Annotated in this window: 10 protein-coding genes and 1 tRNA gene; 6 read left to right on the top strand and 5 right to left on the bottom strand. The window is 49.8% G+C overall.

Features of this window, described 5'->3' with window-relative positions:
• Positions 1-9 precede the first annotated feature (9 nt).
• Entirely contained in the window at positions 10-864 is an 855-nt protein-coding gene (locus tag ACY2RQ_RS09810) for a hypothetical protein (protein WP_490112789.1), read from the bottom strand.
• A 298-nt stretch (positions 865-1162) separates the two neighbouring features.
• Between ACY2RQ_RS09810 and ACY2RQ_RS09805 the strand changes: the two genes are divergently transcribed.
• From ACY2RQ_RS09805 to pth, 6 genes are all read left to right on the top strand, one after another.
• Positions 1163-1237, top strand: a tRNA-Gln gene (locus tag ACY2RQ_RS09805).
• Between the two features lie 91 nt (positions 1238-1328).
• On the top strand, positions 1329-2270 hold the full coding sequence (locus ACY2RQ_RS09800; RefSeq protein WP_490112788.1) for a ribose-phosphate pyrophosphokinase: 942 nt from the start codon (positions 1329-1331) through the stop codon (positions 2268-2270).
• Between the two features lie 223 nt (positions 2271-2493).
• The gene (gene katG / locus ACY2RQ_RS09795) at positions 2494-4695 is read left to right on the top strand and encodes a catalase/peroxidase HPI (RefSeq protein WP_490112787.1); all 2202 of its coding nucleotides are present in this window, start codon (positions 2494-2496) and stop codon (positions 4693-4695) included.
• 138 nt (positions 4696-4833) lie between these two features.
• Positions 4834-5280 (top strand): acyl-CoA thioesterase, encoded by a 447-nt coding sequence (locus tag ACY2RQ_RS09790; protein WP_490112786.1) that lies wholly within the window; start codon positions 4834-4836, stop codon positions 5278-5280.
• A 578-nt stretch (positions 5281-5858) separates the two neighbouring features.
• Complete coding sequence (locus ACY2RQ_RS09785) at positions 5859-6485, top strand: 50S ribosomal protein L25/general stress protein Ctc (RefSeq protein ID WP_490112785.1); 627 nt, start codon at positions 5859-5861, stop codon at positions 6483-6485.
• A 31-nt stretch (positions 6486-6516) separates the two neighbouring features.
• Positions 6517-7116 carry an aminoacyl-tRNA hydrolase gene (gene pth / locus ACY2RQ_RS09780; protein ID WP_490112784.1) on the top strand — a complete coding sequence of 200 codons (600 nt, stop codon included), beginning with the start codon at positions 6517-6519 and terminating at the stop codon, positions 7114-7116.
• Positions 7117-7160: 44 nt separating this feature from the next.
• On the opposite strand, the gene ACY2RQ_RS09775 is transcribed toward pth, so the two are convergent.
• The 4 genes from ACY2RQ_RS09775 to ACY2RQ_RS09760 form a co-directional block, all read right to left on the bottom strand.
• A complete protein-coding gene (locus ACY2RQ_RS09775; protein WP_490112783.1) occupies positions 7161-8171 on the bottom strand; it encodes a hypothetical protein in 1011 nt (336 codons plus the stop codon).
• Positions 8172-9278: 1107 nt separating this feature from the next.
• Positions 9279-10271 (bottom strand): fatty acid desaturase family protein, encoded by a 993-nt coding sequence (locus ACY2RQ_RS09770; protein WP_490112782.1) that lies wholly within the window; start codon positions 10269-10271, stop codon positions 9279-9281.
• 162 nt (positions 10272-10433) lie between these two features.
• Positions 10434-11036 carry a class GN sortase gene (locus tag ACY2RQ_RS09765; RefSeq protein WP_490112781.1) on the bottom strand — a complete coding sequence of 201 codons (603 nt, stop codon included), beginning with the start codon at positions 11034-11036 and terminating at the stop codon, positions 10434-10436.
• Positions 11033-13198, bottom strand: a complete 2166-nt coding sequence (locus tag ACY2RQ_RS09760; protein ID WP_490112780.1) for a marine proteobacterial sortase target protein — start codon at positions 13196-13198, stop codon at positions 11033-11035. Before ACY2RQ_RS09760 ends, ACY2RQ_RS09765 begins: the two co-directional genes overlap by 4 nt.
• Between the last annotated feature and the right edge of the window lie 103 nt (positions 13199-13301).

The raw sequence follows: 13301 nt of genomic DNA, 5'->3' as shown, positions 1-13301 counted from the left end.
ACCCGCTTATCAATGTGTGCACCGAAACTGCGCTGTGTCTACTTTACTGAGTTGGACTTGAGAACCTGTTTCCTTCTTCAAGTCCGTCATCCATTTTCTTTCTCTGGTTTTTGCCAGGTTATAAGCCCGCCTTGAATCATCTCCAATGTTTAAGATTGGGTCATCACCAACCAGGTTGCGTTGCGGTACGGTGAAATCCTGGTCAAGTATAATCCTGGCTCTGGGCCTGTTTTTCAGGATGGTTTCAGTCATTTTGCCATAGAGGGTAGGGTCAGAATCACCAACAATAACGGCATTGTTTATGCTTTTCCTGTTAAGAGGTTCTGCAATGCCACGGTTAGTTTCATCGGGGTTGATAAAGTCAAGATTTTCTTTGTCTATGGTGATATTCAGAAAGGTTTCTGTGTCTTCAGGACTATGGGAAGGCTCCTCGCCCATTACTACTTTTAAGATGCTGTATGTGGGATCCTCACGGTCACGAATTTCTCCTATGAGCAACTCACCTCTCATGTCGGGAGTTTTCACCGTATCAACATAGACATGCTCTACCCTGATCTGGTCGCTGTACCTTCCTGTTATGTAATCTGTGTGAAACAGGAGTTCGCTAATATTGTCGTCCTGCAGGGCTTCAGTGAAAACACGGGGAGGTTTGTCTGCCATTATTTGAAATTCTTCAGGCTCGCCTCTGGCCCCTAAAAACTTAACCCTGTAAATAACAACGTCTTCGCCACGGGCAAGAATGGGATCAAGTATGGCTGTTATGCGCTGGAGAGCTCGGGGGGAGGGCATGTATCGATCAGCCAGAGCATCGGATGAACTGAGCAGCAAAAAAGAATATATGATATGAATTGCTAGGATTCGCATACAAGGTAATTCACTTGATAGAAAAACCAGGGTGTATGGATTTTAGATGATTTGAGGCCTTCTGAATGCGGGTTAGCAGCAGCGGAGATAATCCTGTTTGACATTTAACCGCTGTATTCAGTAGAGTAGCGCCGCCTTCGGGAGACGGACTCTTCCGAATAGCTGAAAACAGTACCTTGCAGGTTCCCAGGCTGCCTTCGCAGGTTGCAGTTATCTCGGGTGTCGGTGTAGTCTTCCAGCATTCGGGTGAGAAAATAATAAATAAAGTACTGCAGCAGTGCTGTTCGTTGAAGTCAATTGGGGTGTCGCCAAGCGGTAAGGCAACGGGTTTTGATCCCGTCATGCGCAGGTTCGAATCCTGCCACCCCAGCCATAGACCCCAGCGTTGAAGTATTGTTCGTGTTTGATGTCAGCCCTCCCCGAAACCAGAGCTCTTTCACCCGCAATGATCCAAGGTATCTGTCGTGTCTAAAATGATGGTATTCGCCGGAAACTCCAATCCGGAACTTGTTCAGAAAGTTGTTGACCATCTACACATTCCCCTGGGCAAGGCCTCTGTTGGCCGATTCAGCGATGGTGAAATCGCCGTGGAAATTCAGGAAAACGTCCGCGGTAAGGATGTTTTCATCATTCAGTCCACCTGCGCTCCTACTAACGACAACCTGATGGAAATGCTGGTAATGGCTGATGCCATGCGTCGTTCTTCCGCGCAGCGTGTGACAGCGGTTATGCCTTACTTTGGTTATGCCCGCCAGGATCGTCGTCCCCGTTCCTCCCGAGTGCCTATCAGCGCAAAAGTTGTTGCCGATATGATCGCCAGCGTGGGCGTTGACCGTGTGCTTACCGTAGATCTGCACGCTGACCAGATTCAGGGCTTCTTCGATATTCCCGTTGATAACATCTACGGTTCCCCGGTACTGCTGGACGATATCGAGCGCCGCGGTTTTGAGAATACCATGATTGTTTCTCCCGACCATGGTGGCGTGGTTCGTGCCCGTGCTTTTGCCAAGAACCTGAATACGGACCTGGCCATTATCGACAAGCGTCGTCCTGAAGCCAATAAGGCTGAAGTGATGAATATTATCGGTGATGTTGAAGGCCGCACCTGCATCCTGGTGGATGATATGGTGGATACCGCCGGCACCCTGTGCATGGCGGCCAAGGCTCTGAAAACCAAAGGCGCACTGAAAGTTATCGCCTACGCCAGCCATCCGGTATTGTCCGGCCGTGCGCTGGAAAACCTTACCAATGCCGAGCTTGACGAACTGGTGATTACCAACACGATCCCCCTGAGTCCGGCTGCCCAGGCTGTGGACAAAATTCGTGTGCTGGATATGTCGCCCCTGGTGGCAGAGTCTGTGCGCCGGATCAGCAATGCGGAATCCATCAGCGCCATGTTCCGTTAATCGAGGACATGCCGCCCACAAAAAGCCCGGATTAGCCGGGCTTTTTTGTGGGTGAAAGAAAAACATTGATCTTGTCGCATACTGTCTATGCACTGTGCAATTTTTGGGCATAAAGTTGAAGGGGAAAAATCATCCGGGTGGCATAGCGACCCAGACATGATTGGTTTAAAAAGCCTGATGCAAGATACCTTTCTTTTCAGTCTCTGTTTAACCGGAGGTCGATATGCAAAGTGAAAGAGGAAAAACGGATCAGTGCCCTGTTATGCATGGAGGTAATACACGACAGGTTAGTAGAGGCACACAAAACAGGGAGTGGTGGCCCAACCAGTTAAATTTGCAAATCCTGCACCAGAATGATCGCAAAGAGAATCCTCTGGGTGAGGATTTTGATTATGCAGACGCTTTTCAAAAGCTCGATTTGAGCGAAGTTAAAGAATCTATTAAAACTGTACTGACAGACTCCAAAGAATGGTGGCCTGCGGATTACGGGCACTACGGACCTTTTATGATTCGTATGACCTGGCATGCCGCGGGAACCTACCGTACTGCCGACGGTCGTGGCGGTGCCAACAGTGGTAACCAGCGCTTTGCTCCCCTGAACAGCTGGCCGGATAACGGTAACCTGGATAAAGCCCGGCGGTTGCTCTGGCCGGTCAAGAAAAAGTACGGCAAGAACCTGTCCTGGGCAGATCTGTTTATTCTTGCCGGTCATGTTGCCATCGAGTCTATGGGTCTGAAGACTTTTGGTTTTGGAGGTGGCCGTGAAGATATCTGGGCACCGGAAGAAGATGTGTACTGGGGCACGGAGAGCGAATGGCTCGGTGAGAAGCGCTATTCAGACAAAGGTGAGCTGGAGAATCCTCTGGCGGCGGTTCAGATGGGGCTGATTTATGTAAATCCGGAAGGCCCCAATGGTGAGCCCAGCATACTGGCTTCAGGTCGGGATATTCGGGAAACCTTTGCCCGCATGGGTATGAACGATGAGGAAACCGTTGCCCTCACCGCCGGAGGCCACACCTTCGGTAAAGCCCATGGTGCAGGCGACCCGAACCTGGTCGGTCCGGAGCCAGAAGCTGCTCCTCTTGAGGAAATGGGCTTCGGCTGGAAAAACAGCCATGGCTGCGGCAAGGGGGATGATACGATTACCAGTGGTATTGAAGGTGCCTGGACACCAAACCCCATTCGCTGGGATAACAGCTATTTCGATCTGCTGTTTGGATATGACTGGGATCTGGTGAAAAGTCCCGCCGGTGCCTGGCAGTGGATTCCCGTGGGTGTCACCGAGGACCATATGGCACCGCAGGCCCATGATGCTTCCAAATGTGTAACCACTATCATGACCACTGCGGATATGGCCATGCGCATGGATCCGATTTACGGGGAAATATCCAAACGCTTCCATAAAAATCCGGAGCTGTTCGCTGATGCCTTTGCCCGTGCCTGGTTCAAGCTGACCCACCGGGATATGGGGCCGAAATCCCGTTATCTGGGGTCTGAAGTGCCACAGGAAGACCTGATCTGGCAGGACCCGTTACCCCAGCGTGACTATGAACTTGTGGACAGCGAAGATAACGCTACCCTAAAACAGCAGATACTGGATTCAGACTTAAGCGTTACCGAACTGGTTTATACAGCCTGGTCTTCAGCCTCGACTTTCCGTGGTTCGGATTATCGTGGCGGCGCTAACGGTGCCCGTATCGCCATGGAGCCTCAGAAACACTGGGAAGCCAACCAGCCGAAGCAGCTGCAGAAAGTGCTTGAGATTTATCAGGGAATCCAGAAAACCTATAACTCAGCCCGATCTGGCAAGTCTGTTTCTCTGGCAGACCTGATCGTCCTGGGTGGCTGCGCCGCGATTGAACAGGCAGCTGAAAATACCGGTATGAATATCGAGGTACCGTTTACTCCTGGCCGGGTTGACGCTCTTGAAGAGCAGACAGATGTGAATTCATTCTGGGTTCTTGAACCTATTGCCGATGGATTCCGGAACTATAAGAAGGCCGCTTGCACTGATTCTTCTGAAAAACTGTTACTGGATAAAGCCCAGCTGCTCACTCTTACAGCGCCGGAAATGACGGTTCTTGTTGGTGGTATGAGGGTGTTGGGAGCAAACCATGGTGGAACCGGTCATGGGGTTCTGACTGACCAGCCGGGAACCCTGACAAATGACTTCTTTGTAAACCTCACTGATATGGAAACTGAATGGAAACCCATGTCTGAGGATCGGAAGCTGTTTGAAGGAGTGAATCGTTCAACTGGAGAGCGGAAGTGGACAGCGACACGGGTAGATCTGGTCTTTGGTTCCAACTCACAACTGCGGGCGCTGACAGAGGTTTATGCCTGTGATGACGGGAAGGAGAAGTTTATCCGTGATTTTGTATCCGCCTGGACCAAAGTGATGAACCTGGATCGTTTTGATCTGTAAGACAGGGCTGTCGGCCCTCGCGCCTGTTTTGGGTGTGAGGGCACAGTATGCAGGTCAGGATGATAGTTTTGGCAAGTGTGCTGCAGTGGGAGCCGGGATAAGGTTATTAGACCATTTTTCCACTTTCGGGAGTCGATCATGCATGCGTTGTTACAGGACAATGTCTGTGTTTATACCCATAAGGTAACCTGGGGCGAGATGGATGCCTTTAACCACGTCAATAACACCATTTATTTCCGCTACTTTGAAAATGCCCGCATCCAGCATCTTGAACAGCTAAACCTGATGAAGCATATGAATAAGGGTGGGGTTGGCCCCATTCTTGCCGAAACCAGCTGTCGGTTTAAAGCACCGTTAACTTTTCCAGATACCGTGTATGTCGGAATTCGAGTGGAGGAACTGACCCAGAATAGTTGTGTCCAGCGCTACACCGTAGTCAGTGAAAGCCAGAACCGGGTGGTCGCGGAGGGTACCGGTAAGGTGATGAGTTTCAATTATCGCGAGGGTGCAAGGGCCGATTGGCCTGAACCGGTATTCCGGGTTCTTCGGGGGCAAGCCTCTGTAAAACCAGAACCCTGTCAATAGCTCCTGAGGACGCCCCTGAGAACTTTGTTGAACCCTGATGTAATGACTATATATAAGGGGTGTGCAGTTATCATCAGTCAGGAGTCGGTTATGGCGAATATGGTAAAGAGCATCAGGCTCAGCACCTTTGGGCTGTGCTTTTCCTCATTCATCTTACTTTTTGGATCATCGGTCAGGGGAGACGAGCCGGAGTGTGGTTCGGATAAGCATGAGGGTTCCGCCTGCTGTGACCAGCATGGGCACTGCTCAAGATGCTATACAACACTGTTCAACAGCAAGTTGCGTTGTGTCGATAATAATGATGCTCCCTGGCCGGTTTGTAATTATGATGGGAATTGCAACTACTGAGAATTCATCCGGCTGCCTGCCTTGTGTAACAGGAAAACCTGCCAGGGGCTGCTCTGGTGGATGCTGTAGTGGTGAATGCTGTTACTGGTAAATAGGGATATCTGGTGTCGTTCTAAGGGTAAAAAACCTCCGGAATCATTTGGCAAATGGCTGTGGTGCCGTTATTATACGCCGCTTGCTTTTTGGGTGGATTGGTCGCAAATCCGCCGAGTTCTTAACTGGAGACTGTCATGTCCGAATTTACTCTGAACGCTGTAGAGCGTAAGGATGTAGGGAAAGGTGCGAGCCGCCGCCTGCGCCACGCTGATCTGGTACCGGCTATCATTTACGGCGGTGAAGCCGCTCCTGTCCAGATAACCCTGGAAGGTAAGGCTGTACGTAAGGCTCTGGAAGCTGAAGCTTTTTATTCCTCCATCATCACTGTATCTGTTGATGGCAAGACTCAACAGGCTCTGCTGAAAGATATACAGCGTCATCCTGCCCGTGGCGACGCCATGCACATGGACTTCCTGCGTGTAGACGCTACTCATGAAGTCACCACTACTGTTCCTCTGCACTTTATCAACGAAGAAACCTCTATTGGGGTTAAGGCAGGTGGTGCTGTTGCTCACAACCTGCAGGAAGTGGAAGTACGCTGCCTCCCCGCAGATCTGCCTGAGTTCATCGAAGTTAATATGGCTGCTGTTGAACTGGGTGCCTCCCTGCACCTGTCCGACTTGACCATACCGGCTGGCGTAACTCTGACTCAGCTGACCCATGGCGCGGATCACGATCTGCCCGTAGTGAGCATTAACGCTCCTCGCGGTGGTGAAGCAGCTGAAGGCGAAGAAAGCGAAGAAGCCGAAGGCGAAGAATAAGTTGGACAACCGGTAAACAGGCAGGGTATTTGTGACTAAGGCAGCTGACGCTCCCATAGAACTGGTCGTAGGGCTGGGGAATCCCGGTCGTGAATATGACGATACCCGCCATAATGCCGGCGTCTGGTTTATTGAAGAGCTGGCTCGCTCCGCCGGTGCTACTCTTCAGCCTGAGAAGAAATTCCACGGGCTGACAGCACGGATATCTCTGCAGGGCAGGGATATCCGTCTGCTCTTTCCGACCACATTTATGAATGGCAGTGGTCTGGCGGTGGCTGCTATGGCCAATTTTTACCGCATCTCTCCTAAGCAAATACTTGTGGCCCATGATGAACTGGATATTCCGGTGGGGACTGCCCGTTTAAAGCTGGGTGGTGGTCATGGTGGCCATAACGGCCTGCGAGATATTATCAGCAGTCTTGGCAATAATAAAAATTTCTATCGTCTGCGTATTGGCATCGGTCATCCCGGTGACAGCAGCAAGGTGGTTGGCTATGTGCTCAACAAGCCTTCCCTTGAAGATGGCCGAAAGATTCGTGAAGCCATTGATGAATCCGCGCGGGTTATGCCGGAAGCCATGAATGGTTCCTGGGCTAAGGCCGTACAGCAGCTGCATACCTTTTCTGCCTGATTGTCTGCCTGATTGTACTGAGTCGATGATAAAGCTGTATTGCTTTATGTCGCTTTATAGAGATAAGGCGTGATTTTGACTGTATGACAACTCCTTCCCATCAGCAGCACTTTGAAAAATTGCTTTAATTTTTCTGGATTGTCTGAATTAAGGATCACGTTGCCCATTTGCTCTTCGTCAATTTTCACGGTTGTGTAAATACCTTCTACATCTATGAAAAAGTAATAGCCGTTCTCATAAATCAGGTAATAGAAATCGGTGCTGTTATCTTTCCGTACGGCTTGAATACGGGCAATGCCCAGAATACTGTCCTGCAGTTGGGTAAATAAATAATCCATAGCTTCATTTTGTTGCTGGGCAGCATAAACCTTATACAGTTCATCTTCCTGATCCATCAGAATTCTGGTATCTGCGTCGGGAGTAAAAATCCGTGTTCCCTGTTTTGTAAGTCCCTGTCCTACAAAAGCTCTTTCCAGATCGACAGCATCAATAACTCTGCCAGGTTTGGACTCAAAAAGATTGGTCAGGGTATATGCCTCACCTTCGGGGCGTCGAACAAAAACTTCAAGTGACGGTGCAATCGAGCCAATAACCAGATTTGAAAGGCTTTCATGGGCAGGTGTTGGATGAAAGTTGTAAATGGTCTCCTGAGCGATGTAAGAATCAACTTCAATGGGTGCACCATCTTCGGTGAAATTCAGCAGCAGAATTTGGGAAGGGGTATGTTGCGACACCATAAACTGGGTGAAAGATGCCAGGTTGTGTGTATCCTGCGTTGTGTAGGCGATCAGATGATTGTCGGCATGATCTTGCTTTACATGTGTGGTGAGAAGATAGAGCTTACCACCTGTTTTTTCTGGTCCTCTGCTTAATGCCATTAATTGGGCGAAAGGGCGTCTTAGGCTTTTATTAATTAGCAGAATAATAAGGTATTTGGAGGTGGGCAGAGATGTAAGGCTACGATTCAGTTGTTCTGGGAAATTATAGAGAAAATCCTGAATTCCCTGGAAGATATAGCCATAGGGTTGTTTCTGTTTGCTGAACAGCCATTCCACTAAACCGGTAATTCCTGAAGAACTCATACCCTGGGAGGGACGTACACCTTCGAGTTCTTTCGGCTCGGCGAAACGTACTCCCAGAATATTCGGGACGGCTTCTATATGGTCACCAATAACAGATGGAGCGGGACTCTGCAGGGAGAGTTGTTCAAAGGCATCCTGTAGCTGAGCAGAAGAGAGAAAATCTGCGAGAGCTTCTCTAAGGATCTTTTCCGACGATGACTCCACTTTTTCTGAAGGCCCGGCGTTAGGCTGTCCCGGAGCTATGGATTCCTCTTCTGATATCCGTAAAACCTGTTCAGGTGAGTTGGGTGCAGACGTTTCCTCTGAGCATTCTCTGTGTGCGATTCCCGCGTTCGTGACTATCAGATCCCCATTGGGTTTTCCACAGCGTATACATGGGGGAGGACTGGTATTAATAATCTCACTCAAAAGGTCCGTGTTTTGTTTTTTCCAGTGTAGAACCTTCTCCCTGAGCTGAGAATCTTCTGTCATGGCGGTGATTGTCTGACCGCAGCCCTCTGCGGGACAGGGTATGCCAAGAAGGTTCTCTGCACAGTAGGGATCGAAGCTGTGGCCACAGGGCCGGGCTTTAAAAGGGTACTCCAGAACTCCCTGGCACAAGGGGCAGAGATACTGTGGAGGCGGGTCTCCTGCGTGGCACTGCTGACCAGTAAAAAGCAGTCCCAGAAAGAACAGCTTTAGTAAAAGCTGTCTCGGAAGAATCAGGCACAGGAAACGGCAGCCAATATGGGGGAGTCTGTTGGAATCACCGGTCATAAGTAAAAAATTATTCTTAATTCTGGGAGCAACAGGATAGACAGAAATAACCGGTTAGCACGGGCTGCGTTGCAGTCTGCAGGAAGGAATCAGTCTTTCTTGAGAAATACGCCTCAGTTAAACAGGTCGATCATTACGCTACCACCAATGATATTGCCGATGGTGACTGGCAGTGGAGTCTCTCTGCCAGGGGATGGGAGCAGGGGGAGATGGAAAGCTGTCCGGAGCATAAGCTTTGTAATCAATTACGATAGATAATAAGAAAGTCAGCATGATAAATACTCATACTGACTTCCTGTTTTTCCTGTTCTTTAGCGTTGTTCTTCAAATTTCTGAGGGTGTGGATTTATATCCCAGCATACGTCGGATGACGCCAATATAACCATCCACAATATCCACGCCGTCCAGCACTCCCTTGTTTTTCAGGTGATAGTGAAAGGATTTCAGGTTGTAGCAGGGTACAGCGGCCTGCCAGTGGTGCTCCATATGGAAGTTCACGAAGTTGGGGGCGAAGGTCAGACGTTCCCACCAGCAGGCATAAGTCGTGCGGGCATGTTGCCGTGGGTCTGGGCTGAGCAGATTGGGCACGTTGGCATGTTCAGCGGCATTGCGGATGCGCAGGATAAACATATAAAAGGTAAAGTAGGACACCCACCAGAGCAAATACAGCCAGCCGTGACCACTGAGGTACAGAACTCCCCACAGCAGCAGGTGTACAACCACCGCTTTATACAGATTCTTCACCATATTCTTCAGGATGGTTAGCAGGGGCAGTCGGCGCTCTGTGGTTCGCTCTTTATAGACCATGTCATATTCGCGCATCTCAGTGCTCATCAGCAGCACAGCATAAAAGGTTTTTATGCCGATCTCGCCGGTGAAGTCCCGACGAATTTTCCGCCACAGGCTTTGTTTGGTAACGGGGTAGTTTTTGTAATTGGGGTAATCCGGATCTTCTGTGGTACCGGCATCCCGATGATGTTTTAAATGGTAACTGCGATAACCATCAAGGCTGGCCATAAGCGGAGCTGAAAAAAACCATTCACCCACATATTTGTTGAGGCTACGGGTTTTGAAGAAGCTGTTATGGGAACATTCGTGCATAAGAATACCCAGCCCAAGCTGGCGGTTGGCCAGCAGAATCAGGCTGAGAAGAACTGTCAGCGGGTTGAACCACAGGGCCGGAAGAGCAAAAGCCAGAGCGACCAGCCCCCAGTTAAACCCTGTCATCCACCAGGCCCGTAAATCGGATTTTCCGGTGAAAGGCTGTATATCCTCTTTGGTCAGCAGCTTTTTAAAGCCGGTATCTGTTTTTTCCACGGTCTCACCCGTTAATCTGCTCTTGTTATTATAAATGGTGTTGTTATAGATCAGACTTTCCGGTACGGCAGTTTACAGTCTGGATATTGCACCCCATATTGATCAGCCCGGCCTGTTATCACAAGTGCCGGAAAGTCCATGGTGATAGGCAAAAGATACCGGTCAGAGTGCTGATAGTGAGAGTTCCACTGCCGGGCGCAGGCTGACAATATATCGCAATGGCCCTCCGGTATTCAGGCTGTTAAAGGGATAACAGGTAATTAAAACCAGCCCTCCTCCGGCGGGGATATGCAAAGGGCCGGTTCTGGTATCGGCAACCTGAGTCTGTGAGACTGTGAAATGCCGCCATATGCCATCCCGGTTTTGCAGTTGAATCCTGTCTCCCGGTCGGATATTTGCCAGGAAGCGAAAGTGGGTATCGTTATGCCCGCTGATAGCGACAGTTTTTGTCTCTGGGTCAGTCTTTGATAATTCGTCGGTCACCATGCCCGGCCCGAAGGCCAGGCTTTGGCCATAGCTGCCTGCCAGAACATACTGATCAACGCCAAGCTCCGGCACCTGCAATCTTGCCACAGGCCAGGTATCAGCCCATGACCAGGGTTTGATAGGTAATCCTGTTTTCAGTGTCTGTGTCCAGGAGTCAGCAATCAGGTATTGGGCCAGTGTCGCCTTGGCGTATATATAACCGGCCTGTCCCAATTGCCATATGGCAACTGTAAGACAGGAAAGAAACAATATTGATGACAGGATTTTTTTTCTGTTCACGCTGACACCATAATTCTATTTTTACGGCCAATAACCAGAGCAGCCAAAAGAGCGAGTAAACCGAGAATAAGATTCAAAGTTGTCCCATTAGCTGTTTGAGGCCAGGCATAAGGCTGGGAAGACTGCCCGGCGGGAGCATTGTTGGGAACAGCGGATTGTTTCAGTGAATTATCCACAGCTCGAACCGGGGTTTTATCCACAGCCACAAAGCTGGTGTAGTCAGAGACAAGGTTATTTTTTAGCGCCAGGGGCAGAACCTGTGCCCGAACCTGCTCTGGGTCGGCTCCGTGGATTTTACTGTCTTCAAGCTGTTCAATTTTCTTTCTGGCCCAGAGCCGGGCAACTCCCTGGTCTTGGCCGCTTTGGTTAAGGGAGATATTCTGTTGCCAGGATCGGGTTCCGGTTTTTCCGGTAATCAGCAGTTGTCCTTCCCCTGATTTTCCCTGTAGCCGTGCGCTGATAATAATGGGTTCTCCGGCATAGAGGTCGGGAACCTGTTCGGGCAGCATGTCTATTTGTATATCTTTGGGCCAGTGCAGCTGGATATCTGTTACCAAGGGGGATTCCAGTTTATAGAACAACTCCGACATCTTTTCGGCAACCTCCTGAAGATTTCCGATATGGCTGAAGGTGCCACGGCCTGTTTCTGCGGCTTTACGCATAAACCAGCTGTTGGGAGCGGAGCCAATGCCTACGGTAAATAAACGGCTTTGGCCAAGTTGTCGCTGAATCTGGGAAAATAGCGCCTGTTCATTACCCACAGATCCATCGGTAATAAAGACGACCTGTTTCAGATAACCTTTCGGGGTTTCACCCTGTCGGATCAGGGCTTCTTCTATAGCTGAAGACATTTCTGTACCACCGGTTGCCTGCAGTTGGGAAACAAATGCGAGAGCTTTCCGACGGTTATTATCGGTAGCCTGTACTGGCTGTAAGAAAAGGTTTCGATGGTTGGAGTTAAACTCAATAATATTAAAGCGGTCTTTTGACGACAGGCGGCTGACAACTGTTTCCAGTGCCTGTTTTGCCTGGCGAATTGAAGTGCCTCCCATAGAGCCGGAAGTATCGATAATAAAGATCATTTCCCGTAACGGACGCAGCGCCTCAAACTGTTGCTCTGACTGCTCCTGGGGTGGCATAAGCATAAGTAAAAGGCTGTTGCTGTCTTCGGATTCCGCTTCAGAGAACAGGGCAGCTCTTGGTGCCAGGGCGGCTTCCGGCCTCCAGCTGAGAATAAAATCCCGGTCCATGGGGACTTCGGGTGTGGCCAGGGTGATCTGGTAATAGCCGGAATTGCGGGCAATATCAATCTGGTGAGAAGGGCTGGTGATTTTTCCCAGAGGCATACCCGGATTCAGGCTGACAGCCAGTTGTACAGGATTATTGATCTTCTGCGTGCTGCCAGAGGGCAGGGAGAAAGGAGTAATGCTGGCGGCATCGGGTACCTGATACGTTGCTGTTCCCCAGCCTGTGTCCTGGCTAAAGACGATGGTTTCTTCTGCGAACTCTGATTTTGATATGGCTTTTCCCGGAATATAACGGGGCGTGATGGTCATGGGGAAGCGCAGGTTGAACCGGCCCTGGTCATAGCTGATATTCTGCTGGTAATTCAGGGTTACCATGACTGTATCGCCGGGGGCAATATTGGCGACACTGGTTGTAAACATATTGGGACGCTGCTGTTCTACCAGGGCGGCTCGTTTGCCACTACTGGCGGCTTCTGTATAGATTTTCCGGGCCTGTTGCTTCTCTTTGATTTCCCCCTCAATAACCCGTTCGCCTATGGTGATTTTCATACGATAAACAGCCGCGTTATCAGGCAGGGGAAAGGCATAGATACCTTCCTGCCATTGTTGTGTACTGTTGGTAAATGTCTGGGTCAGTTTTACCTGGGCCAGCATACCGCTGACGGAGATCTGAACATGGCTTTTCTGAAGTATCGATTGCTGGAACTGGCCGTAATCTCCGGTACGAAATAACAACTGGCCACCTTCGATTTCATTCAGAGTTGTATAGGTCTTTCCGGCGGAAGTAACGTTAGTTCCGTCAGAAATAATAACGGCACTGGCGGTAAAAACCTGGACGCCAAGAATAAAGACCAGTGCTAACGCAAACAGGGAAACCGGTTCCGAAGTTCGATGTGATATTTGAGAGGCATCCATAGGTGTATCGTTCTCTTTTTTGTTGGGTGAGAGTTTGGTGAGAACGATTACACCGCAGCATTATGGTTTTTCCCGGGATAAAAAATGATGGATTGTGTAGTAA

It is taken from the genome of Parendozoicomonas sp. 209JJ7-1 (genome assembly GCF_058147085.1).
Note: the sequence above shows the minus strand (reverse complement) of the source record. Positions and strands in the feature narration are given on the sequence as shown.

Bases quoted from the DNA above. Each gene is read 5' to 3' on its own strand.
- ACY2RQ_RS09810 (WP_490112789.1), bottom strand. From the start codon at position 864: ATGCGAATCCTAGCAATTCATATCATATATTCTTTTTTGCTGCTCAGT.
- katG (WP_490112787.1), top strand. From the start codon at position 2,494: ATGCAAAGTGAAAGAGGAAAAACGGATCAGTGCCCTGTTATGCATGGA.
- ACY2RQ_RS09790 (WP_490112786.1), top strand. From the start codon at position 4,834: ATGCATGCGTTGTTACAGGACAATGTCTGTGTTTATACCCATAAGGTA.
- ACY2RQ_RS09785 (WP_490112785.1), top strand. From the start codon at position 5,859: ATGTCCGAATTTACTCTGAACGCTGTAGAGCGTAAGGATGTAGGGAAA.
- ACY2RQ_RS09760 (WP_490112780.1), bottom strand. From the start codon at position 13,198: ATGGATGCCTCTCAAATATCACATCGAACTTCGGAACCGGTTTCCCTG.